This window comes from Chitinimonas prasina (assembly GCF_030160395.1).
Classification (GTDB): Bacteria; Pseudomonadota; Gammaproteobacteria; order Burkholderiales; family Chitinimonadaceae; genus Chitinimonas; species Chitinimonas prasina.
The window spans coordinates 12,209-36,051 of record NZ_BSOG01000008.1 but is presented as its reverse complement, the minus strand read 5'-3'; the positions used below and the strand labels follow the sequence as shown (position 1 = coordinate 36,051).

Annotated in this window: 19 protein-coding genes and 1 tRNA gene; 7 read left to right on the top strand and 13 right to left on the bottom strand. The window is 62.6% G+C overall.

The window, feature by feature from the left end; translation table 11 throughout:
* The first annotated feature begins 62 nt into the window (after nucleotides 1-62).
* Together QQK16_RS20615 and QQK16_RS20610 are read left to right on the top strand one after the other, a co-directional pair.
* Complete coding sequence (locus tag QQK16_RS20615; RefSeq protein ID WP_284198382.1) at nucleotides 63-701, top strand: hypothetical protein; 639 nt, start codon at nucleotides 63-65, stop codon at nucleotides 699-701.
* A gap of 169 nt (nucleotides 702-870) precedes the next feature.
* Nucleotides 871-1,656 carry a substrate-binding periplasmic protein gene (locus QQK16_RS20610; protein ID WP_284198381.1) on the top strand — a complete coding sequence of 262 codons (786 nt, stop codon included), beginning with the start codon at nucleotides 871-873 and terminating at the stop codon, nucleotides 1,654-1,656.
* Nucleotides 1,657-1,661: 5 nt separating this feature from the next.
* On the opposite strand, the gene QQK16_RS20605 is transcribed toward QQK16_RS20610, so the two are convergent.
* Entirely contained in the window at nucleotides 1,662-2,366 is a 705-nt protein-coding gene (locus QQK16_RS20605; protein ID WP_284198380.1) for a type 1 glutamine amidotransferase, read from the bottom strand.
* Nucleotides 2,367-2,529: 163 nt separating this feature from the next.
* Between QQK16_RS20605 and QQK16_RS20600 the strand changes: the two genes are divergently transcribed.
* Nucleotides 2,530-3,891 (top strand): aspartate aminotransferase family protein, encoded by a 1,362-nt coding sequence (locus tag QQK16_RS20600; protein ID WP_284198379.1) that lies wholly within the window; start codon nucleotides 2,530-2,532, stop codon nucleotides 3,889-3,891.
* A gap of 27 nt (nucleotides 3,892-3,918) precedes the next feature.
* Here the strand turns inward: QQK16_RS20600 and QQK16_RS20595 are convergent, their stop codons facing one another.
* From QQK16_RS20595 to QQK16_RS20580, 4 genes are read right to left on the bottom strand one after another with little or no spacing between them, the layout of a single operon-like run.
* Nucleotides 3,919-4,725: a substrate-binding periplasmic protein gene (locus QQK16_RS20595; protein ID WP_284198378.1), complete on the bottom strand. Its 807-nt coding sequence runs from the start codon at nucleotides 4,723-4,725 to the stop codon at nucleotides 3,919-3,921.
* Nucleotides 4,722-5,075, bottom strand: coding sequence for a YciI family protein (locus QQK16_RS20590; protein WP_284198377.1), 354 nt, complete (start codon nucleotides 5,073-5,075; stop codon nucleotides 4,722-4,724). The genes QQK16_RS20595 and QQK16_RS20590 overlap by 4 nt, the downstream gene beginning before the upstream one ends.
* 31 nt (nucleotides 5,076-5,106) lie before the next feature.
* Nucleotides 5,107-6,663 (bottom strand): sensor histidine kinase, encoded by a 1,557-nt coding sequence (locus tag QQK16_RS20585; RefSeq protein ID WP_284198376.1) that lies wholly within the window; start codon nucleotides 6,661-6,663, stop codon nucleotides 5,107-5,109.
* Between the two features lie 14 nt (nucleotides 6,664-6,677).
* Nucleotides 6,678-7,829 (bottom strand): FIST signal transduction protein, encoded by a 1,152-nt coding sequence (locus tag QQK16_RS20580; protein WP_284198375.1) that lies wholly within the window; start codon nucleotides 7,827-7,829, stop codon nucleotides 6,678-6,680.
* 207 nt (nucleotides 7,830-8,036) lie between these two features.
* Here QQK16_RS20580 and QQK16_RS20575 point away from each other — a divergent pair.
* A tRNA-Asn gene (locus QQK16_RS20575) sits at nucleotides 8,037-8,112 on the top strand.
* 57 nt (nucleotides 8,113-8,169) lie between these two features.
* Here QQK16_RS20575 and QQK16_RS20570 read toward each other — a convergent pair.
* Nucleotides 8,170-9,099: a LysR family transcriptional regulator gene (locus QQK16_RS20570; protein ID WP_284198374.1), complete on the bottom strand. Its 930-nt coding sequence runs from the start codon at nucleotides 9,097-9,099 to the stop codon at nucleotides 8,170-8,172.
* Between the two features lie 96 nt (nucleotides 9,100-9,195).
* Between QQK16_RS20570 and htpX the strand changes: the two genes are divergently transcribed.
* Together htpX and QQK16_RS20560 are read left to right on the top strand one after the other, a co-directional pair.
* Nucleotides 9,196-10,068 (top strand): protease HtpX, encoded by an 873-nt coding sequence (gene htpX, locus QQK16_RS20565; RefSeq protein ID WP_284198373.1) that lies wholly within the window; start codon nucleotides 9,196-9,198, stop codon nucleotides 10,066-10,068.
* A gap of 108 nt (nucleotides 10,069-10,176) precedes the next feature.
* On the top strand, nucleotides 10,177-11,130 hold the full coding sequence (locus QQK16_RS20560; RefSeq protein ID WP_284198372.1) for a TerC family protein: 954 nt from the start codon (nucleotides 10,177-10,179) through the stop codon (nucleotides 11,128-11,130).
* A 78-nt stretch (nucleotides 11,131-11,208) separates the two neighbouring features.
* Here QQK16_RS20560 and QQK16_RS20555 read toward each other — a convergent pair whose 3' ends face one another.
* Together QQK16_RS20555 and tssH are read right to left on the bottom strand one after the other, a co-directional pair.
* On the bottom strand, nucleotides 11,209-11,706 hold the full coding sequence (locus QQK16_RS20555; protein WP_284198371.1) for a M48 metallopeptidase family protein: 498 nt from the start codon (nucleotides 11,704-11,706) through the stop codon (nucleotides 11,209-11,211).
* Between the two features lie 203 nt (nucleotides 11,707-11,909).
* On the bottom strand, nucleotides 11,910-14,576 hold the full coding sequence (gene tssH, locus QQK16_RS20550; RefSeq protein WP_284198370.1) for a type VI secretion system ATPase TssH: 2,667 nt from the start codon (nucleotides 14,574-14,576) through the stop codon (nucleotides 11,910-11,912).
* 157 nt (nucleotides 14,577-14,733) lie between these two features.
* On the opposite strand from tssH, the gene QQK16_RS20545 reads away from it, so the two are divergent.
* On the top strand, nucleotides 14,734-15,990 hold the full coding sequence (locus tag QQK16_RS20545; RefSeq protein WP_284198369.1) for an FHA domain-containing protein: 1,257 nt from the start codon (nucleotides 14,734-14,736) through the stop codon (nucleotides 15,988-15,990).
* A gap of 14 nt (nucleotides 15,991-16,004) precedes the next feature.
* Here QQK16_RS20545 and tssG read toward each other — a convergent pair whose 3' ends face one another.
* From tssG to tssM, 5 genes are all read right to left on the bottom strand, one after another.
* The gene (gene tssG, locus QQK16_RS20540) at nucleotides 16,005-16,979 is read right to left on the bottom strand and encodes a type VI secretion system baseplate subunit TssG (protein ID WP_284198368.1); all 975 of its coding nucleotides are present in this window, start codon (nucleotides 16,977-16,979) and stop codon (nucleotides 16,005-16,007) included.
* Nucleotides 16,976-18,847, bottom strand: coding sequence for a type VI secretion system baseplate subunit TssF (gene tssF, locus QQK16_RS20535; RefSeq protein ID WP_284198367.1), 1,872 nt, complete (start codon nucleotides 18,845-18,847; stop codon nucleotides 16,976-16,978). The genes tssG and tssF overlap by 4 nt, the downstream gene beginning before the upstream one ends.
* A gap of 8 nt (nucleotides 18,848-18,855) precedes the next feature.
* A complete protein-coding gene (gene tssE, locus QQK16_RS20530) occupies nucleotides 18,856-19,362 on the bottom strand; it encodes a type VI secretion system baseplate subunit TssE (protein WP_284198366.1) in 507 nt (168 codons plus the stop codon).
* Nucleotides 19,363-19,464: 102 nt separating this feature from the next.
* The gene (gene tagF / locus QQK16_RS20525) at nucleotides 19,465-20,217 is read right to left on the bottom strand and encodes a type VI secretion system-associated protein TagF (RefSeq protein WP_284198365.1); all 753 of its coding nucleotides are present in this window, start codon (nucleotides 20,215-20,217) and stop codon (nucleotides 19,465-19,467) included.
* A gap of 7 nt (nucleotides 20,218-20,224) precedes the next feature.
* A complete protein-coding gene (tssM, locus tag QQK16_RS20520; protein WP_284198364.1) occupies nucleotides 20,225-23,839 on the bottom strand; it encodes a type VI secretion system membrane subunit TssM in 3,615 nt (1,204 codons plus the stop codon).
* Nucleotides 23,840-23,843 lie beyond the last annotated feature (4 nt).

The window sequence follows — 23,843 nt, the reverse complement described above, 5'->3', positions numbered from 1 at the left end:
CCATCCGGATGATTACCGGGCACGGACACTGGCCTATCTTCCAACACTGGAGGATCACCAGCATGACACTAGCCCACTTGTATCTGCCCAATACCGCAAACCCAGCGCGCAGGCCGCATGCCCGCCTTCTGCGGCCACCCATCGTCCGGCGCCACGCCGAACCCAGTCATCCCGACACTGCTCTGGCCGTGGTGAGCATTGATGGCAGGGTGCTATACAGCAATGCGGCAGCAACCGTGGTATTTCGCCTTGACAGTGGCCTGAGCCAGGTCGATGGCAGGCTGTATGCACCGGAAATGAATACCGCCTTGCGTGTCGCGCTAGCTGCTGCATCAGGCTTGCTTGGGAAAGCGCATGCCAGTTCGCTGCGACTGCAGCGGCAAGGACACGGCTGGCGGCTGCTTTGCCTGCCCATGCCACCAGCTTGGGCTGATAAGGTATTCAGCATCAGCCGCACCGCCCTGCTGTTGATGGTCGGCGACCATGCTCCGCCTGCAAGCACCATCTGGCGCCAAGCCTATGGCTTCACCACCGAGGATTGCAGACTGGCCAACTGGCTGCTGCATGAAGACGGCCACTACGCCGGCCAGTTTGACTGGCTGCGCGGCAGTCTCGGCCGCTTGCTGCAGAAAACCGGTACGGAAGATACCGACAACCTGCTGAGCACCTTGCGCGTCAGCAGTGGTCGCCATGCCATCTGACCCGTCAGCATCAAACACCGCTAACAAGTCCCCGCGTAATGGTTCTGGTTAAGCGTTCGGTGCAGACTGTACGCGGGCAAGCCACGCAGGCATTGCAGGCCAGGCCTTGTACCTGTCGGAGGGTGCGCTACAACTCAAGCTAGTGCATACCCACAAGGCCCCTTTCTCCATGCGTACTCATCTGCTCCATCTGGCTAACGCCGGCTATCTGCTGGCTCTAGGTCTCAGCACTCCCTTAGCTGTGGCGGAAACCATCACCATACGGGCGGATTCCTGGTGTCCATTCAACTGCGTGCCACAAAGCACCAAGCCTGGCTACATGATAGAAATCGCCAGTGCCGCCCTGGGCAAGGCCGGCCATAAGGTCGACTACCAGAATCTCAACTGGAGCCGCGCCTTGGCTGCGGCTCGGGATGGCGGCTTTACCGCCGTCGTCGGCGCCAGTGACGAAGAGGTGCGAGAGAACAAGCTGATCGTGGGCGCGGCTCCACTGGGCCGTAGCATCAATTGCTTTGTCACCCACAAAGACGGCAGTTGGCAGTACAAGGGATTACCCAGCCTGGCTGGCCGCACCATAGGTGCCATCCAGGACTACGCCTACGGTGACACGCTGGATGCCTACTTCAAGGCCAACCCCAAGGTTTTACAGGCCGTCACTGGCGATGATGCCTTGTTACGCAACCTGGAAAAACTCCGCAACAAGCGACTCGATGCCGTCGTTGAGGATCAGGCAGTACTGGCCTACACCATCAACGAAAAAAACTGGCAGGGCCATTACAAGGACGCCGGTTGCGAACGTTCTGTCACGCCCTCCGGCCTGCATATTGCCTTCTCACCCAAGCACCCCAAGGCTCGCGAATATGCCAGGCTGCTGCAGGACGAGGTCGCCGCCATGCGTACCGATGGCCGGCTCAAGGCCTTGCTGGCCAAATATGGCGTGCCAGATTGGCAATAGGGGCTCTAAACCATCAATCCCTTTACCCAACGGCCGTAGATGGCATCTGCCAGTTGCTGGCTAAGCACGATGGCCTGCGCTAGGTTCGGCAGTATCTGCTCGGCCTGCTGGGCGGCAGGCGAGGTGCAGCTAGCCAGCTCCTGCTGCCCCAGCACCAGCCAGCGCCGCACCTTGGCCTCGTCCACCTCACAATGGAACTGCATGGCCAGATGCTTGCTACCCAATCCGAAGGCCTGGTTGGCGCAATAACGACCCCGCACGAGATGGCGAGCGCCAGGTGGAATGCTGAAGCTCTCGCCATGCCACTGAAACAGTCTCAGGCTGGCAGCACCACCAAACCAATCTGCCGCCGCATCCTCCAGCGCTTCCAGCTCGCTCCAGCCTATCTCGACATGCTCGGATGCCTGTACCGTCCCACCGAGTGCCCGGGCCATGATCTGGCCGCCCAGACAGTGGCCTATCACCGGGATGTCTGCCTGGACAGCTGCCCGCACCAACTCAAACAAGGGCGGCAGATAGGCCAGGTCATCGTTTGCACTCATGGGACCACCCAGTATGCACAGGCCGCTATGCGCGTTGATACGGGCCGGCAAGGCGTCGCCGTCGAACAGGCGAAATACCCGATATGGCAAGCCTGCTCGCTCAAGGTAGGTGGCAAAGTAGCAAGGGCCGTCGTCGGGCACATGCTGGATGACGGCGATTGGAAGCATGGTGTGTATCTCGATCAGATTATCCCGGCCGGCACGAGATCTGCGAATGTTTACCAGCCCTCGCATCATTGCCCGCCGTGCCCTTTACGTGCCGCCTGCGGCATGGGCAAAATGGTGCATATATTAAACACCACGATGAATTTCATTAACAGTCGAGGATGATATGGCCCACCCTACCGGTATCCAGAAAGACAGCCTACAGGCCCTGCTGGCCCGTGAGAGAGATCGCTATATCGACGCTCGACCTCACTCGCAGGCCTTGGCCCACCGCGCGCAATCGCACCTGCTCTATGGCGTGCCCTTGCACTGGATGACTGACTGGGGTACGCCCTTCCCTTTGTTCGTTGAGGCTGCCAAGGGCGCCAGTTTTCACGATGTGGACGGGCATAGCTACGTGGACTTCTGCCTGGGTGACACCGGCGCCATGTTCGGTCACGCGCCTGAGCCTGTTGCCGCCGCCGTAGTGCGGCAGACCCAGCTGGGCTTTACCACCATGCTGCCAGGCGAGGATGCGGCGGTAGTGGGCGAGCTGCTGGCGCAACGCTTCGGCCTGCCTTGCTGGCAATTCGCCATGACGGCCACTGATGCAAACCGCTTCGTCATACGCTGGGCCCGTGCAGTCACGGGGCGTAGCAAGGTATTGGTATTCAACGGCTGCTACCACGGTACGGTGGATGATGTATTTGTCGACCTGGTCGAAGGCCAGCCCAGCCAGCGCGACAGCCTGCTGGGGCAGGTGTATGACCTGACTCAGCACACCGTGGTGGTGGAGTTCAATGACCTGGACAGCTTGCGGCAGGCGCTGACGGCCGGGGATATCGCCTGCGTGCTGGCAGAGCCCGCCATGACCAATGTCGGCATGGTGTTGCCACAGCCAGGCTACTGGCAGGCTGCGCGGGAACTGATACGGGCGGCCGGCACACTGTTCGTCTGCGATGAGACCCACACCATCTCCACCGGCCCTGGCGGTTATGCCTTGGCGCACGGCCTGGAGCCGGATTTCTTCGTACTGGGTAAGCCGGTAGGGGGTGGCGTGCCCTGTGCTGTCTACGGCTTTACCAGCGAACTGGCCCAACGCATGCAGGCCAGCAAATCCGCCGCACCACCCGGCCACTCTGGCATAGGCACCACCCTCACTGCCAACGCCCTGGCCATGTGCGCCATGCGCGCCAACCTGGCCGAGGTGATGACCGACGAGGCCTATGCCCATATGTTCGAACTGGCCGAACGCCTGGCCAACGGCTTGCGGCAGATCATAGGCCAGCGTGGCCTGCCCTGGTGTGTCAGCCAGGTGGGGGCGCGTACCGAATTCCAGTTCTGTGCCCAGCCGCCCCGCAATGGCAGCGAGGCTGAAGCCGCCATGGATCACACGCTGGAGCATGCCCTGCATCTCTACCTGCTGAACCGGGGCATACTGATCACCCCGTTTCACAACATGATGCTGGTCTGCCCCGCCACCACGGCGGCCGATGTGGACAGGCTGATTGCAACCTTGGCGGCAGCGCTGGATGAACTGCTGACATAGTCCCCGCCAGACCGGCGGGCCAGCCACTCAAGGATGGCTGGTGCTGCCCTGATACAAGCGGTCCCGCGCCAAGTCGTCGCCCAGATAGCGGGCCACCATGCGGCGGAAGCTGCCATCGTCACGTATTGCCACCACCGCTCGCAATAGCCGCTCCAGATCTTCGGGCGCCATGCCGTCATGGTTGAACACCATACCCACCACCGTACGATGGCGCTCCGGCAGCGGCAATACGCTCACGCTATCGGGCTCTTGCATACGATCCAGATGCCAGCGATAGACATAGGCATTACCAAAGGTGGCGCCAATCCGGCCAGCCACCAGCTTGCGGTAGACGGTCTCGGCATCCACTGATTCCTCCCGCTGCGCCACCGGCAGGCGGGGCAGGTTCTGCTCCACCCATTCGCCGTAACTGGCACCGCGTATGGTGCCGAACACCAGGCCTGGCCGGCTCATGGCGTCAGCCACATTGCGGACAGCCAGATCCTTGCGCACCACCAGTTCCATGGGCTCACGGGTCAGCGGCACAAAGCGCCGCAGGGCACGTGCCTCGCCGGTGGCAGGTGCGGCTGCAGGCCCGAACAGGGGTATGCGGTTGACCACCATGGTGGCGCGCAACCGCTGGGCCGGCATCGGTACGATCACGAAGCGGCAGCCGGTGCGGTGCGACAGCTCCCGATACAGGTCGATAAAGTACCCGGCCGGCTGGCCTTGCTCATCGGTGTAGCTGGCATAACCCAGGGTGATGTAGGGCACACGGTAGTCCTGCCGGCAGGCTGCCAAGCCCACACCACTGCAAGTCAGCCACAGCAGCACGCACAGCCAGGCGGGCCTCATGGCGGGCTCACTGGCTTGCCCAGATGCCCGGGGTAAAACACCAGCATCTCGTTGAGCTGGTAGCTGAACAGACCATGGATCACAGCCGGATCCTGGGCGATCTGGCTTTCGGCGGCTGCAAGGCTGGTAGCACGCAACACCACCAGGCCCACCTCGCCATAACGTGCACCAGCCACCAGTACACCCTCGCTACGCAAGCGCTGCAAGTTGGCCGAATGCTCCTTGAAGTAGGGCTGAGCTGGCGGTACCAGACCAGGCTTCCAGGCAGGGCCGGTGCGGAACTCCACGGCATAGAGCTTCTGTGCCTCGGCCGCCGGCGTTTCACCTTGCACCGCCAGGCTGACCAACATGCTTGCTGTTGCTATCCATCGCATCATTGTATTAACCGTCTGGCAGGGTGAAATAGAACTGGGCGCCCAGGCCAGGCTGCGCCTCAGCCCAGATACGGCCACCATGGCGGCTAATGGCGCGGCGCGCGGTAGCAAGGCCTATGCCACTACCTTCAAATTGGGCTGTGCTATGCAGGCGCTGAAACGGCATGAACAGTTTCTCGGCGGCCGCCATGTCAAAGCCTACGCCATTATCGCGTACAACATAGACCGTCTCGTCGCCAAGCAGCAAATGCCCCAGCTCTACCTTGGCCTCGACACTACCACGGGTAAATTTGATGGCATTGGTCAGCAATTGCTCCAGTACCAATTGCACCAGGCGGCTATCAGCCACCGCAGGCAGGGCGGGTTCACACTCGAACACCACCTGCCTGTCGCCACGCAGGTGCGCAAACTGCTGCCACACCTGGCGGCCCAGTGCCGCGATATCCAGAGGTCGGCGCTCCAGCTGCATGCGCGAGGCCTGTGCCAGCATCAGCAGATCATCTATCAACTGGGACATGCGCACCGCCGCAGCCTGCACACGCTGCAGCATATCGCGCTGCTCACCGTCCAGGTTGCCGGCTTCCGCCTCCAGTATCTGACTGAAGCCCATGACCGCCCGTAGGGGCGAACGCAGGTCGTGCGCAACCGAATAGGAGAAGGACTCCAGTTCTCGATTGGCTTGTTGCAGTTCGCCCGTGCGTTGCTGCACCCGTTTTTCCAGCTCCTCGTTCAGGCTGACCATCTGCGCTTCCACGGCGTGCCTGGCCGACACATCATGTAGCACGGTCAACACCGCCTCCTGGCCGCCACATGTCCAGGGCAGCTTCAGTACCTCGTAGGTCGACAGCTCGCCATCGGCCTGCAGCAGCTGCAAATCGGCCATGGCGCGGGGCGCTTTCGACTGCCAGACCAGGCTATCCTCGAGCGCAGCCTGGCCCAGCCAGCGTGCAGGCAGATTCAGGTTTCGTACCTCCTGGCCGCACGCTAACTGAGGGTCGCTCAGACCCAGCTTGCGGGCAAACGAGGCATTGGCCAGCAGCAGGCGCCCACGCTCATCGCTGGCGTAGATCAGCTGTGGCAGCAAATCGAGTATGGCGCGCAACTCGGCCTCACCCTGCACCAGTTCGGCCTGGGTCTCGACCAGTTGCGCCACCTGGCTTTGCAGTTTGGCTGTCACGCGCAAATAGTCGCCCCGTACGATATCGAGGTCATAGCGCAGTCGATTGAGAGTGCTGCCCAACTCCACCGCCTTTTCCCGTTGGGCCAAGGCAGTTTCAATGGCCGCCAGCAGGGGCTCCACCAGCACCCGCATGGCCGACTGCAAGCGGCTGGGCAAGGTCATGCGCCAGAGCAAGGTGCCCAGTTGCTCTTGCCTAAAGCCATCACCAGTGACGATCAACACCCCGGCCACACGCTGACAGAACATCTCCACCAGTGGGTAGAGCGATTCGGCCGAGCTGCAATAAACCGCGACGGCCCCCGACAGCAGGTCGCGCTTCTGCACATCCTGTAGCCGAAAGCCGGGGGGTGGCGGGTCCAGCATACTGAGCAGTCGATAGGTCATGGCCATGCCCTGGCTCAGGCTCCCAGCAGCAGGAGGATATAGGTCATATTGTGGAAGAGATTGCGGGTATAGCCCTCGCCTTCCCGCAAGGGTCCGATCTCGCCGAACGAGGGATAACCTGCAATCGCCAGCCCTGCAGGGAACGACTCGGCCAGAATGCCCGCCTCGCGGGCGATATCGTTCCCCAGCATTTGCTTGCGGCCGGTACAGCTTACGATCAGGCCTGCCACAGGCTGAAAATCCAGGGTAGCCACCCGCCTGGCAATTCGGCTGACCTCTGCCATCAGGTCGGACGGGTTGGCCAGACAGACCTGCACCGTCTTGCCTGCCTCGATTCCGCCATACAGCCCGATGGCACCGTGGCCACGACCGAAGTCAGGCACGATGGCACGCAAGCGTCGCTGCGCGGTCCGATCCGGGTCCACGATGGTCAGTGCCACCACGCCACGATCCGTCTGCAGTACCGGTTTGCCCGTTTCGCGCTCGATAAAGTCCATGGCACCTATGCCATCGATACGATACAGCGCCGTGCCTTCGGCCTCTTCTATCAGCCCCGGCCGGCCCACAGGCGTCAAAGCATTGCCTATACTGACATCAAAGCGCACAGCGCCGGCCATACCCAGCAACACCACAGCGTCCTGCAATACCTGCCGGTTGGCGTAGATGTAACAGGTACGCATCCTGTCATCATCTGCCGCCAGCCCCCCTACCACCGGGCAATCCACCTCATCGCGCAGTACGGATTCAATCTGGCTGGCATCGGCGCGGAAATCGGCCGCCAGGAACACCAGCGCGGCCTCTTCTGACATGGCGCTGCTCAACTGCGCAAAGGCCGACCGGGTGGCCGCCACAGGGTTGGCCCCCACGCCTTGTGCACAGGCTACGGTCCAGCGCACCTTGCCTCCACTGTTCAGGCCCAACGCCACAGCCCCCAGATCGGAGGCCCGCCCGGCAGCATAGTAGCCGTCGCCGCTATTGCCTATCACCACCAGATCATCGCGGCCCAGTGCGTCGTACAGCCCCTCAAGCAGCTCGGTACTGCCGGCGTAGTGGACGGCGGTGAAGAGGAACACCACCTCGGGCGCCAGGCCGGCCAGGCCCTCTCCCAGCGCCAAACCTGCACGGTAGGGGTCCGAAATCAGTGTTTCACAGCTGCTCGCCCGCATAGCCTTGCTCCCCAGCCTCTGTCATGGGCCCGTTATCTGATTCAGCTTAGCTCAATGGCGTCGATACACTATGCTGCCCCGCAGCAAACTCTGACCAGCCAAGCCATTGATGTAAAAAGGATTCATCATCCAACACTGAAAAAATAAAAAAATAAATGCAAAAGATGTTTGACAAGTGGCTGCCTGGACATTAAAGTGCGCCTCCTTTCCTCGATAGCTCAGTCGGTAGAGCGCCGGACTGTTAATCCGTAGGTCCCTGGTTCGAGCCCAGGTCGAGGAGCCAGATGTAAGCAAAAAGCCCAGCCTAGCGCTGGGCTTTTTGTTTTCCGGCACCAGCCGGTCAAGCCACCTCAGCCGCCCGCAGCAGCGCCGTAATATGCGGGCTGGGCAGCCGTGACGGAGTGCTGATGGCGTAGTAGTCCTCGTGCAACTCAGGCAGCACCACCACCAACTCTGCATCGTACTGGCGGGCCAGCGTCTCTGCCAGCATGGTGGCCGCCGGGAAATACCCCACGCCATTGCCGCCGAAGGTAGTCAGCAGGGCGCTGTCGTCAAACTCCCCTACCACGATCGGATTCAAGCCCTGGGCATCCAGCCAGGCATCCAGCCGCGAACGCAGAAAGCTGCGTTTGCTGGGCAGCAGCATGGGCGCCCGTTGCGGCACCACGCCCCGCTCCGCCTCAAGCTGCCGTGCCAGCAGGGTCCGGTTGGCGTAGATACCTATAGGCCAGGACGCAACCCGCCTGCCCACCAGCCGCCGCTGCCCACCCTGGCCCAGGTCGCGATCCGACAGTACGACATCGAGCTTGTGGCGCGACAGGGCCGAGATCAGCTCCTCGAACTCACCTTCATGGCAGACCAGCCGCACACTGGGGCTGGCCTGCAATACCGGCGCCAGCAGCTTATAGGCCACCAGCTTGGGAACCGAATCGGCTATGCCCACAGTCAAACGACTAGCCTGTGCCAGTTGGGGATTGGCCAGGAATTCCTGCAACTGCTCGCCCAACAGGAAGATCTCATCGGCATAGCGCAATGCCTCCCTACCCGCCTCGGTCAGTTCAAGACGCCGGCCGGACTGCCTGAACAGCGCCCTGCCCATTTCACGCTCCAGCTTACCGAGCTGGCCACTGATAGTTTGCGGACTCAGCCCCAGGCGCTCTGCAGCCCGGGCTATGCCTCCTTCTTTGGCGACAGTCCAGAAGTAGTGCAGATGCTTGTAATTGAGTTCAGGCTTGGCCATATGATTCATCGAGAAAATCGAAGTATTCATACCAATATACTCGATTCTTTCGCAATCTCACTTGCCGTACGCTACGCCCGTTCCTGATCGACACAGGCCCCGGCCTGAACATGGGAGATCCAAATCATGAAACGCATCGTGCTTTTCCTGCTGACCAACCTGGCGGTCATGCTGGTGCTGTCCTTCAGCGCGCGCATCCTGGGCGTAGACCGCTTTCTCACGGCCAACGGCATGAACTTCGGCATGCTGCTGGGCTTTTCGGCCCTGATCGGCTTTGGCGGTGCCTTTATCTCGCTGCTGATGTCGAAAAGCATGGCCAAGTGGAGTACTGGCGCGCAGGTCATCAGCTCGCCCCGCAATGCCGATGAAGCCTGGCTGGTCGATACCGTGCGGCAGCTCAGCAGCCGCGCTGGCCTGCCCATGCCCGAAGTGGCTATCTATGAGGGTGCGCCCAATGCCTTCGCCACCGGTGCCAGCAAATCCAACTCGTTGGTGGCAGTCTCCACCGGCCTGCTGGCCAGCATGCGCCGGCGTGAAGTGGAGGCTGTACTGGCCCATGAAGTGGCGCATATCGCCAATGGCGATATGGTGACGCTGACCCTGATACAGGGCGTGGTCAATACCTTTGTGGTGTTCTTGTCACGGGTGGCCGGCTATCTGGTCGACAGCTTCCTGCGCAAGAGCGACGAGGAAAGCAGCGGCCCCGGCATAGGCTACTACATAGCCTCTTTCGTTTTCGAAATCTTGTTCGGCATCCTGGCCAGCATCATCGTCATGTACTTCTCGCGCCAGCGTGAGTACCGCGCCGATGCCGGTGCCGCTCAGCTACTGGGCAGCACGGCGCCCATGATAGATGCGTTGCAGGTGCTGGGAGGCCGCCAGCCAGGCGAGCTCCCCAAGACCATGGCAGCCTCGGGCATCAGCGGCGGCATGGCCGGCTTGTTCAGCAGCCACCCGCCCATTGAAACACGCATCGCTGCTTTGCAGGCTATACGTTAAACCAGCCGGTGCCGGGCTGGAGGATACCCCGTCCGGCGCCAGCTTCTATTACCGCGTACCGCTTTGGCGGTACGCCTGATTATTTATTGAACTGACTGGAAATCCACCATGACCTATCCACTCTGGATGTGGGGCACCTTCGCGGCTGTCGTCATCATCCTGCTTGCCCTCGATCTAGGCGTCCTCAACAAGAAGGACCACGAAATCTCCGTCAAGGAGAGCCTCAAGCTCTCAGCCTTCTACATCAGCGCAGGCCTGCTGTTCGGCGGCTTTGTCTGGTACCAGATGGGCGCGCAGGCTGGCATGGACTACCTCACCGGCTTCCTGGTGGAGAAAAGCCTGTCCATGGACAACGTCTTCGTCATCTCGTTGATCTTCACCTACTTCGCCATCCCCCGCGCCTATCAACATAGGGTGCTGTTCTGGGGCATCCTCGGCGCCATCGTCATGCGCGGTGTGATGATAGGCCTGGGTGCAGCCCTGATCCATGAATTCACCTGGGTGCTATATCTCTTCGGTGCCTTCCTGGTGTTCACCGGCATCAAGATGCTCCTGGCCAAGGACGATGCCACAGACGTTGCCAGCAATCCGCTGATCAACTGGCTGAAGGGCCACTTCCGCTTTACCGAGAAAATTGAGGGCAACCATTTCTTCGTCAAAGCGCCCGACCCCAAGAACCCAGCCATGCAGGTCTGGTGGGCAACCCCCCTGTTCCTGGCGCTGATCATGGTCGAAGTGACCGATCTGGTGTTCGCCGTGGATAGCGTCCCGGCCATCTTTGCCATTACCACCGACAGCTTTATCGTATTCACCTCGAATATCTTCGCCATCCTGGGCCTGCGTGCACTGTACTTTGCCCTGGCCGCCATGGTGCACCGCTTCCATTACCTGAAGTACGCACTGTCTGTCGTACTGGTCTTCATCGGCGTCAAGATCTTCCTGGTGAATCTGGGCATCAAGATTCCTTCGCCTATCTCGCTGAGCGTGACCTTCGGCCTGCTGCTGGCTGGCGTGCTCTACTCGCTGTGGAAGACCCGCGGCGAGCCTATACCCGAGCAATAAATGCCGCTAAGCATCGCCCTGCGCATGCAAGAAAAAACCCCTGCCAGCATAGGCAGGGGTTTTTTCTGGGTGCTCACATCACCTTGCCGCGCCCTCGCGCCAAGTCAGGTAAAGCCGCAGATCGAATTCCAGCTGGTGGTAGTTGGGCAGCATGTGCTCGCACAGCTGGTAGAAGCCCTTGTTATGGTCGTGCTCCTTCAGATGGGCCAGCTCATGCACGACGATCATGTGCAGAAACTCGGCCGGCGCCGTCTTGAACAGACTGGCCACCCTGATTTCCTTCTTGGCCTTGAGCTTGCCACCTTGCACCCGCGAAATGGCCGTATGCAAGCCCAGGGCGTGATGCACCACATCGAGCTTGCTGTCGAACGCCACCTTGTCGATAGCCGGCGCATTTCGCAGGTGTTCCTGCTTCAGCTCACAGACATAGCGGTACAGCGCCTTGTCGGTCTGTACGGTATTGCTCACCGGGTACTTGGTCTGCAGGTGCGCACCTAGCCGATCTTCGGCTATCAGTTGCTGCACCTGTGCCTGCAGGCCCGGTGAATAGGCAGAAAGGTATTTGAGTTGGATCATGAGGCCGGGGTTGTACCAAGTTTTCCCTAAAAAGGAAAGAAAACCCGGATTTTCAAATACTTGCCAAAGAAAAACAGGGTATGGCAAGGCAGCTCCCGCTGCCCGGCAATACCCTGTTGCATCGATGTTGCTGCTTGGCGCCCTGCAACACCGTACTGTCGCCAGAAGCGGGCGCTTGGTGCGCGCCACACCGGCCGGCAGGCTTATTCCGCTACAGCTTCATGCTGCAGGCCAAAGGTAAAGTCGCCATTGTCCACGCCCAATTGCACAGCCTGCAGCGCTGGCAGCTTGCCCAGTTGCTGCAGTATCTCCTGGCTGATGCGTGGCAGCACCGAGCGGGCCAGGATGGCGTCGATCATGCGGCCACCCGACTCCACTTCGCGGCAGCGGTCGGCAACCTGCTGCACCACCGTCTCGTCGTAGTCGAGGCGTATGCCATGGTTGTCCAGCAGGCGACGGGCAATGCGGTCCAGCCGCATGCCGATCAGATCCAGGATGACGCGATCGGACAGCGGGTAGTAGGGCACCACCGACATGCGGCCCACCAGCGCAGCCGGGAAGGTTTGCAGCAGCGCCGGGCGCAATGCCTGCGACAGTGCCTCGGCATCCGGCATCAGCTCCGGGTCCTGGCACAGCTGCATGCTCAGATCACTGCCCACATTGGAGGTCAGCAGGATCACCGTATTGCGGAAATCGATATAGCGCCCTTCGCCATCTTCCATCCAGCCCTTGTCGAATACCTGAAAGAAGATCTCGTGCACATCGGGGTGGGCCTTCTCGATCTCGTCCAGCAGCACCACGCTGTAGGGACGACGGCGCACGGCTTCGGTCAGTACACCACCTTCGCCATAGCCCACGTAGCCGGGAGGGGCGCCCTTGAGCGTGGAAACCGTATGGGCTTCCTGGAATTCGCTCATATTGATGGAAATCAGGTTCTGCTCGCCACCGTACAGGGTTTCGGCCAGCGCCAGGGCGGTCTCGGTCTTGCCGACGCCAGACGGGCCGACCAGCATGAATACGCCTATGGGCTTGGAGGGATCATCCAACCGTGCGCGCGATACCTGGATACGGCGTGCAATGGTTTCCAACGCATGGGTCTGGCCCACCACGCGGCGCTCCAGCGTCTGTGCCAGCCGCAGCACGGCGTCGACTTCGTCGCGTACCATGCGGCCTACCGGAATACCGGTCCAGTCGGCCACCACGGCCGCCACAGCCTGCTCATCCACGCAGGGCAGTATCAGGGGGGCTTCGCCCTGCAATTCAGCCAGCTCATCCTGCAGCTTGGCCAGCTCGGCCAGTTTGTCCTTGCGGCTGGATTCATCCAGCGCCTCACCCTGGCGCAGTGCCTCACGCAAGGCCAGCACCTGCTGTGCCAGGCCACGCTCCACTTCCCAGCGTGCAGTCAGTACGGCGTGCTCGTCTTCCAGCACACGCAATTGCTCGGCCAGTGTGGCCAGGCGGCCCTCGCGATCCAGCCCGATGGCCGACTCGCGCTGCAGTATGGCCTGCTCGGTTTCCAGCGCCTGGCGCTGGCGCAGGCAGTCTTCCACCGCAGCCGGGGTGGCATGCTGGCTGACGGCAACGCGGGCGCAGGCAGTGTCGAGCAGGCTGACCGATTTGTCCGGCAGCTGGCGAGCGGGAATATAGCGGTGCGACAGCCGCACGGCGGCCTCGACGGCCTCGTCCAGCACCTGCACCTGGTGGTGCGATTCCAGTTGGCCGACCACGCCACGCATCATCACCAAGGCCGCGTCTTCGTCGGGCTCGTTGACCTGCACTACCTGGAAGCGGCGTGTCAGGGCCGGGTCTTTCTCGATATGGCGCTTGTACTCGCTCCAGGTGGTGGCGGCAACCGTACGCAGCTCGCCCCGAGCCAGTGCGGGCTTGAGCAGATTGGCGGCGTCGCCGGTACCGGCAGCGCCACCGGCACCGATCAGAGTGTGGGCTTCATCGATGAACAGGATGATGGGGCGGGGCGAGCTGCGGACTTCCTCTATCACCTGCTTGAGGCGATTCTCGAACTCGCCCTTCATGCTGGCGCCGGCCTGCATCATGCCGATATCCAGCGACAGCAGGCTCACATCCTGCAAGGACGGTGGCACATCACCCTGGGCGATACGCAGGGCCAGGCCTTCCACCACGGCGGTCTTGCCCACCCCGGCCTCGCCGGTCAGCAGCGGGTTGTTCTGGCGGCGGCGCATCAGGATATCGACCATCTGGCGGATTTCGGCGTCGCGCCCATGTACGGGGTCCAGCTCGCCATTGCGGGCGCGCTCGGTCATATCGACGGCGAACCGGCGCAATGCCTCCTGCTTACCCATGGCTGCCGGCGCAATGGCACCGCTGGCTTCGCCCGGCGCAGCCACCGAGATGCCATCGGCGCTCTGCTCAGCATGCTCGGGGGAGCTCTTCACGATCTGCGGCAGGGCATCGGCCAGCTTGTCGTCACCAATGCGACGGAACTCACCGCACAGGTTGAACAAACGGTCACGCAAGGCGGGCGTACGCAACACCGCCAGCAGCAGGGTACCGCCACGGACACGGCTCTCGCGGTACTTGAGGGTGGCATAGACCCAGGCGCGTTCGGTCACCAGTTCCAGATCGCTGGACAGATCCACCGCCGTGCCAGGGCAGGGCAGACGATCGAGCGCAGCGGTCAGATCTGCCGCCAGGCGCGAGGCATCGAGCCCGAAATGGCGGGCGATATGATGCAGGTCGCCATCCTGCGCCAGCAGCAGCTGGTTCAGCCAGTGCAGCAGGCCAACTTCGCCATGGCCGCGCAGCTTGGCCAGGACAGTGGCGCCTTCCAGGGCCTTGTATAAAGTGGAATCGAGTTTGCCGAAGAGGGCGGCGCGACTGATTTCGGACATGATCTACCTGCCGTGATTAATGTAAGAATGAATATGAAGCAGACGTAGCGCCAGGCACAAACTGTGTGACCAATTGCGAACGGCTGCGGGAAATGACAAATGGAAAGCGTAGAATAGGCAGCGTAATCCTTCGACTACCGTGACTAGACGTAACGCCATGCTGAAACTGACCTTGCTGACCCCGCCCGGTGCCGATGCCTACTTCGACGAAGATGGCGGCACTGTCGGCCGTGCCCCGGCCAACCACCTGGTACTGAGTGGCGATAGCAATATCTCCCAGGTGCATCTGGCCATCGAGAAACTGCAGGACAACTGGGTGCTGAAAGACCTGGGCGATCTGCTGCCGGTATTTCACAACGGCAAACCCTTGGGCTACGGCAGCCGAGCCAACCTGAGCCATGGCGACAGCGTGCGCATCAGCGGCATGGAGCTGGCGGTTGACCTGCATGCCAGCCGCCCCGCGGCAGCCACCGTGCCGGCGGTCGCCATGGCGCCCGTTGCCGCCGCCGTGGCGCCCATCGTGGTGGCCAGCACTGCCAGCACCACCGTGGATCCGTTCGATTTCGGCACGCTGCAGCCCGCTGCTCCGGCTGTGAACAAGCCCATGGTCGAACCAGCAGCCGTACAGTCCACCCCGCCTACCAGCCCAGCAGCCACCTCGGGCAGTAGCGTCGATCCGTTCGATTTTGGCGATCTGCATGCCAGCAAGCCCGTCGCCAGCCCAGCGCCCGTGCCGGCTTACGTCGCGCCGACCGCTGCAGCACCGGCCAGCAAGCCCAGCAGCATCGATCCATTCGATTTCGGCGACCTGACCCCGCCCAGCCAGCGCATCAACCAGCCCGCCCCGCCACCCAGCCACAGCTACACCGGCCTGGATGGGCTGAACACCAACACCACGCCGGTAATCGCACCCAATACGGCTGCGCTGAATGACCGGGGCGGCAGCCTGGGCAGCATGCTTGGCGTGGGTACGCCGGCCTCTTCGCTCACCCCGGTGGCCAGTACAGCTGACAGTCTGGATCTGCTGTTCGGCCTGCAAGCCGGCAGCAGCGCCGATCCATTGGCGCCGGGCGGTATCTTTGATCGCTACAATCAGCCCAGCGATGCCTTCCTCGACCTGGGCACCCCCGCCGCGCCCAGTGTGACCCAGGCAGACCATACGCCCGGCATACATAGCAGCGTGCGACTGCATGGCAGTGCGGCCAGCCCGACCATACCCATGGACGACACCATCTCCTTGCCCGCGCCCATCGTGCCGGATGCCTTGCCCATCGAGCCAGCCGCCAGCTTGGCAGAACTGGAAAAGACGGTGGAGGCCAGCCCGCCGGTTGTGCCCGCTACCCCACCAGCGGCGCCCGCCGCTGCGCCCGCCGCTGACTCCCTGGATGCGCTGTTCGGGTTGGACAAGCCCTGATGCAAGGATAGGCGTCAGGCTGTGCATGGCTGACGCCATCCTTCTGCCGGCTGGTCGGCCAAGGGCCGGCCCAGCCAGACATCGCGCCCCAGTTGCACCTTGCCGGTCAAACTAGGCGCCGGGACGGTGGCCGGGTCCACCAGCAGCCGCAGTTGCCATTGCAGGCTCAGGCCAACGTAGTTGGCAATCCAGTCATGCAGGCGTTTGAGCGCCGCGCTACCGGGCAGGAAGCGGACATACTCTGCATAGGGCATGGGTCCCAGGGTGATGGTGAAGCAGGATTGCCTATCTGGCACCCGGCTTCCCAGCACCACACCTTGGCCCAGCCCCCCTGCCCTGCCCAGTTGGCTGCGCTGCGAGACCGGCAGCGTCAGCCAGTGCCGGGTGAAGGGCAGGATGTTGACAGGTACCTGAAAATAATCAGCCAGGATGCGCGACAGGCTGTCGGCATCCCGATTGCTGCGCGACAGCAAGCCGGCAAAATGCAGCTTGGCCTCGTCAGCCACCGAATCACGCTGGCGCAGGCTATCTGCACCGTAGCCACACAGCGCCCCCAGGTAATCGGCATAGCTGTCCTGCGCCGGCCTGTCGTATGCCACCGCAGGCTCTGCCTCGGCCCAGGCCCGGTAGAACAGCCCCAGCATGCGGTGATGGAAGATATCGGCGAAATTGGCCCAGGTCGGATCACGGTGGTTATGCAGCCGGTCCCAGACGTATTCGGTCATATGCAGGGGCAAGGCACCGTTGGGGCCGAACAGGCCCAGCGAGCGCACCTTGACCTGTGGCACCGCGCCGTCGGCATCCACACTGTCCAGCTCGACAGGGGCAAACCCCAGTGAGGGCGCCTGCCCCAGGCGTACGCCATCCTCCTGCGGCCGCGTGGAGGTGCCCTGCCGAGGCCGCTGTACCTGTTCTGCGTCTATCTTGCGCAGCAATTCGAACAGGCGCACGCCCTGGGGGCGTTCCGCCACCTTGCGCCAATAACTCATAGCAAGGCCTTCACCCCTGCGCGAGCAGGCCAGCGCTTGAGCTCACCCCGGCTGGTCGACACCAGCACCATCTCGGTAAAGCTGTTGAGCGTGGCCTGGCGGGCCAGGAAGCGTTCCAGCACCATGCCCAGCACAAAGGGGCTGGCGCCACCGAAGACCGTCTCGTTGATGGTCAGCTTGATCTCCACGCCACGGCCAAACACCAGCGGCCCAGGCCCGGGCAGGCGACGGGTTACCGCTGCCGCCGACATGCGCTCTACGCTCTCCACATGCCGATGATGCGCCACATCGCCGCGCTCGGCGTACAGCAGCAGCATGTCGCGCAAGGCGCGGGCGGCAGCTTCGCCATCCAGGTCCGTCATGACCAGGTGGTTGAGCGACAGGTGGTTGACCAGGCGCCAGGCCACCTCGCCGCCCACCACGGCCGGGATGGGGCGGCTGGGGCCGCGCAGGCACTGTATGGCATCGACCGGCGCCGAGTCGAGCAGGGTAAAGTCGCTGTCGCCCCCGATAGGCATCAGCAAGGGCAGGTCGCGATTGCTGGCCAGCACCTCGCCGCCCAACTGCACGATGCGCTCCGAGAACGGCGCACGATCGCCATCAACCAGCCGGACAAACAATTCGCTACCCAGGTAGGACGCGCGTCCACCGGTACGCCGCTGTTCCAGCGACAACAGCCGAGGCTCGCGCCGGCTGGTAAAGAAGGCACGGGCATGGGGCCTATGCTGGTCATAGGTGGCGTAGAACGGGAGAAAGCGTGTCTCTTCCTGCTGATCGGGGCCATAACCCTCCAGCGCTTCCACCCGCATGATCTCGAAATCCTGCGGCCGCCGGCGATCCACCACGGCGTGGTATTCGCTCTGCAGCGGATCCACATGCACCCGGTCCAAGCGCTTGGTAAACAGATTGATGACGGGTGTGCAGAACAGGGCAAAGCACTGCTCATCCACCAGTGACGCCAGGGCATCATCGCCCCGGCTCAGCGGGATGACGATCTCCAGCGTATCGCCCTTGACAGTACGGATGGCCTGCTCCAAGCCCTTGAGGCGGAAGAACAGATAGCGCTGGGGGAAGGCAAAGTACTCATGCAGCAGGCGGTAGCCGTCGAATGAGCGGTTCTGGTAGGGCAGCAAAGCCTCGTCCGGCTCGAAGCCCACCGGCGCAATCACGCTGGTCGGCAGCACGGTACCGCCTGCGGGGCGGGCCGGATCGTAGATCGCCACGGCCTGGGCGGCGCCCAGTATCAATTCGGCCAGACGGCTGGCCACATCGTCAGCCGCCGACAGATAGATGGGCAGGTCGTCGATATTGAGTTTGTCAAAGCCCAGGCCATTGCGGGCCTTGAGCTTGATACGCAACAAGCCCTTGGGCAGGCCGGTCGGCAGACGGCTGGCGATGGGCAGGTCTGCCACATGGGTCTGGTAGCGGGCCGAGACGATATCGATCGGCCATAGCTTGATCGCCTGCGCCGTACTGAATTCACAGGCAGTCTGCTCGCCAGCCGGCATACGGCCGCGCAGGCGTGCGCCCCGTGGCACTTCGTAGCCCTGGGTCATGCTGCCGGTGGTGGATGAGGGGCGGAAGCGGGCGATGGCCATGGCCGGTACCGGCATGCCGTAATGCGGGTACACCATATCCAGCAGATGGCTGGTGAAGGCCGGGTAGGCGGCTTCCTGCTTGAGCTGCACGCGTGCGGCCAGGAAGGCAAAGCCTTCCAGCAGGCGCTCCACATAGGGGTCTTCCACCGCCACCCCGCCCATGCCCAGGCGGCCGGCTATCTTGGGAAAAGCCTGGGCAAACTCGCCCCCCATCTCGCGCACATGGCGCAGTTCCTGGTTGTACAGTTCAAGAAAACGGGGATCTATCATGGCTGCGTCTAGCGCTCGTCATCCAGCCTGAACTCGCCACACTCAACATCTAGCTGGGTTTTGAGCAGCAGTTCGACCGGGTAAGGGTGTGACCATAATTGGCCACGGATTTCAAAGCCCACATGCTGGTGGTGCGTCATGTCGGCACTGCGCAACAGGGTAACGCTGAGGGTGGCCGCATCGATGCGTGGCTCAAAGCAGACAATGGCATCGTGGATGGCACGTTCCATATCGCGTGCCTGCAGATTGGCCAGGGATTGGCCGGACAGCGCCGGCAGGCCGTAATTCAGCACTGACTGCCGCACCTGTGCCACCGCCGCCAAGGCCTCGTCATCGGGCCGCACGGTATTGAGCAGCCACACCAGATCACGCAGCACGCCAGCCCTTAACTGGGCGGCGCGCAGCACCCGGTGTTCAGGCGGCTCCTCCTTCACGTCTGGCGCGTTGTCGGTCAGCCTGTCCAGCAGTGAGGGATAGAGTCTATGGCCCAGCGGCGCCTTGGCAGTCTGCTCCATCAGGCCCCCAGGCAGGCAGATACGGCAAAGCCAGGCCAGTACACCGACGGCATGCCATGGCCCGCGCAAAGCCCGCGCTCAAGGCGCAAGGCTGCGCCAGGCTCAACGCGCTTCACTGCGTACACCGGCCGTTGCCTCTGCTGCCGCACCTGCCAGGAACTGGGCATAGGCATAGGGTGGCGGCATATTGTCAAAACGCACCAGGCGCAAGGCGTCCTGCTCACGGCTGCCCACCCACCACAAGGACTTGCCCTCGCACAGACGGGTCACCGTCTGCCGGCCCAGGCTGCCAAATACATCATTGAGCGAGCGGCCGCCGCTAAGCAGGCTCTGGCTGGCCTGGCCGCCCTGCAGGCGCCAGGCATCAGCCAGCTGCAGTACGGCGTTGTCCAGCTGCGCATCCTCGTTCTGGGCGCGCGGCATGGGTACGCGCGCCAGCGCCTCATCCAGCTGCTCGGGGCTCAGGTTGCGCGACAGGGCCGCCAGCGCAATGGTCTCTATCTGGTCGAACCAGCACTGACCTTCGGCCCGCGCCAAGCGGGCGGCCCAAGCTGAAGACAGCGGCGCGCAGACAGTCAGTGGGTAGTAGCGGCCCACGCCGTCCACGCTGGGCATCATCACCCCGGCATAGGCAGGCTGGCCGCACACGCCTGGGGCCAGCAGAAAGCGCCAGACCCTGGCATTGAGATAACGCTCCAGCCAGGCTTGGCCCAGTTTTTCGCGGCTGGCCAGCAGCGAAGTCCGCAGCCAGCTATCCCAGGCGTCGATAAAAGTACTGTCCAGCCGGCGCGATGCGAAGTCCGACAACGAAGGCATCTTGCCGTACCAACCGGCGATGGGGAGATCCTGGCTCATATCAGCCTCACAGTCTGGCCGGGCAGGAGAACTGAGCCAGTTCCGCCATGCGGAAAGGGTTCTGCACGCTGGACGAGGTCACCTCGTACTGCACCTTGCGGCCGTTGATGTCAAAGCTGACACGGAAGCGCTCAGGCTGGCCAGAAGGCGAAATCTGCGCCTTGTCGAGTGCGCGGAACAGTGCCCAACCACCTTCAAAGCTCATGCCGCCGATCTCGGCGCCGCCGGGCCCAGTAAACTGCAGACGAACCTGGTGACCACCACGCGGGCCAGGCCAGTTCACCGTCACCGGTATCTGCGGACCATGGTTGTAACGTATCAGCTGACCATCGATATCCAGGATGGCCTGGATCACGGTCGCATCCATCTCCACCGGCTTGAAATCCAGCCGGAGCGCAGGCAGGCGGCTGCCGCCCTGGAAGAACACATCACGGATGGTGGCAGCACGCTGGAACTGTATCAGCGCACCTGATGCATCGCCCATGCTGCCCTCGCCCACCTGGCGGAAGGTCCACGGCCGACGGCTGATATCGACATACTGGGCCAGGTTCTGCTGGAAGAAGCTGTCCAGCACGCCGCCGGCAGCAAACAGGCGACCAAAGTCCTCCTGCCGCACCTCGGCACTGGCGCCACGGTTGAAGGGATAGCGCCCCACCACGGCACGGCTGCAGAACTCGCCTACCGATGCCCCCAGATTGGCTGACAGATTCTGCCGGGTCACCCCCAGCGCCTGCGTCACGCCGGTGGTAGACAAGGTATCGAGCACGCTGTGCATAGGCTCAGGCATACGTGCGGCCTCTGCCTTCAAGCGGGTGGGCAGATCGCTCTGCGGCGCCGCCACGCCGCCCTGCACGGCAGTCTGGGTGGCTGTCAGGAAGGTGTAGAACTCGTTCAGCAGCGACAGCGAGCCATCAATCGGTGCCGGAGCATTCGGGGCGCTGGGCTGTACCAAGCGGCGCAGGCCCTCAAAGCGGTCATCCACCAAGCGCTCTATGCGATAGCCAGCCTGTTGGCCGGGTACTACCTCACCTTGGCCACCAATGAGCTTGAGCAAGCCATCCTTTTTTTCCTTGAGGCTGTCGGACGCCTTGTCCACCGCGTTCTTCTCGGCCTCAGCATACTGCGCCAGCGAGGTTTCGCGCACGATGCCGCGCAGCAAGGACAGCAGCGGTGAATCGCTGGCCGACAGCACTCGGGCAGCCTGCACGCTTTGCGACAGGTTGCCGAACTGTACCAGGCGGATATCCTTGGTGAACTGCTCCCAGGTATTGGCGTACTCTTCCAGATAGATGCGCTTGACGGCGGCAGTGACTTTGGCAAGTTCGGCTGCTGGCAAGGGTTTGCCCTCGGCATCTCCCTGCTGGGTACCCAGCACCCAACGTTCCTCCTGGGCCATGCTGTGTGCCACCGGCTCCACGGTCTTGAGGAAGCCTTGGTAGTAGCCACGGACGGTAAACAGCCCCGGCACACCCTTGTTCAGGGGCAGGCCGCTGGTACGCTGGAACACCAGCATGGCAGACGGGCCAGCGACTTCAGAGACCTTGAAATCGGCCGCCACATTGCCCACCCCCATACGCTTGATGCGACCGTAGACGCGCTCCGGCAGGCTCTTGCGCAGCAATATCTCGCGTGCTTCCGCCACCAGCTTCTCGTCCAGCGCTACCGGGCTGTTCGGCATGCCATGGGCCAGCAAGGCGTCCAGATGGCCTTCCAGCTCATCGCGCTGGGCCGACGTCACTTCGCGGGCCAGATTGGCCTCCCAATCCACCATCACCCAGGCCTTGAAAGCTTCGGTGTCGAAATGGCGGCTATCCTGCAGCATCACATAGGCCTTGAGGGCTTCGTACAGCAGATCGCCATCGTGCTGGCTCTGCCGCAGGACTTCTTCCAGCCGGTAGACCACGCGCGGCAACAGGGCATCCTGCAGCAGGCGCTCGTAGGCATTGTTGGCGGCCGCGTCTAGCTTGTCGCCCTGATACAGGCCCACGCGCAAGGACATCGGCACATCGTCGCGCTTTACCAACGGGGTTTCGGCCACATCGCGCACAGCGCGCAGCACCGGCACCAGATCGGCCAGCTTGCCGTCCTGCCCCACTACCAGTTGCTCGACCTGGGCACGCACCTGCGGTACCTGTTGGGTCACTTCGCCGATATAGCCCTGGTTACGCACATAGCTAGTGCCCCAGGCTGCCAATGCCAGGCTGGTGGCCACGGCCAGGCCGGCATAACCACCGCCGGTCAGCAGGGCACGACGGCGGCGCCAACGGCGGTTGGTACCGGCAAGATGCGATTCGGCAAAAATCAGTTCGTTCAGCAGGCGCGAGATAAAGAAGCCCTTGCCGCCGGCATTGCTCAAAGAGGACGCGCCACCGCCACCGCCGTTGCGCTCCAGCTGGGCGCGGGGGAACTGGCTCAGCAAGGGGTCCAGCGGTTGGCCTTCCTGGGTACCACTGGTGAAATACACACCGCGCAGCATGGCCGAGGCTTGGTACGGCGTAGGCGAGAACACCAGGCCGAGGAACTCCAGCAGCGGTTGGCGCAGAATGCCAAAGCGCTGCGGGAAGTGGCACAGCTGGGTGCGGCGCTGGGCATCACGCTCACGCTCCAGCCGCTCCACCAGCCGACCCTGCAAGCGGTCTGCCAGCTTGTCGAATTCGGCGGCAACCTTGTCCTGCGGCACGGCGGCCTGGCCTTCCTGCAGCGGCAGGGTCAAACCCCAGACCTGCTGGCGCTCGTCGGCCGTCATGTCCTCGAAGTACTCGCCAAAGCCGGCGAGCAGGTCGATCTTGGTCACCATCACATAGATGGGGAAATTGATCTGAAGGCCATCGCGCAACTCATTGATACGGTTGCGCAGTGCCGCTGCCTGCAGTTCGATCTCGAAGCTGGTGTTCTGCAGCAGCTCGGTGGCGCTGATGGTCAGCATCACGCCATTGATGGGCTGGCGCGGCCGGTGGCGGGCCAGCAGGCGCAGGAAGCTGCCCCATTCCTTGCTGTCCGCCATCTTGTCGCTGGACTGGGTACTGTAGCGGCCAGCGGTATCGAGCAGCACGGCGCGGTCGGTAAACAGCCAGGAGCAATTACGGGTACCACCCACGCCACGTACGCTTTCGCCGGGCAGGTGGTCGGCCAGCGGAAAGCGCAGGCCGGAATTCAGCAGCGCAGTCGTCTTGCCTGTACCGGGCGCACCGACGATCACATACCAAGGCAATTGGTAGAGGTAGGCCTCGTTATCAAACCGGGACATCCATTTGCGCACACCGCGCGCCGAGCCCTCGGCCGTGCGGGCCTTGCGCAGCACGCCCAGAGCTTCCGAGAAGCGCTGTTGCAGCACCTGGTTTTCCTGGTTCTCCTGGGCATCCTCCGACTTGGCCTGCACCAGCAAGCCCGACTCCAGCGCCTTGTTGGCCTGGCGCTTGCGCCACCATGACCAGGCATGGCGTATCAGGAATACCAACAAGAACAAGCCTAACAGGCCCAAGCGTACCCATACGGGTGCCAACGGGCGCCACTCGGCGATGGCGATCAGGGGACCGACAAACCAGATCAGCAAGGCCAGGCAGATAAAGCCCAGCGCCGCCAGCACCCAACGATTGAACAACAAGCCAAACAATTTTTTCATGATG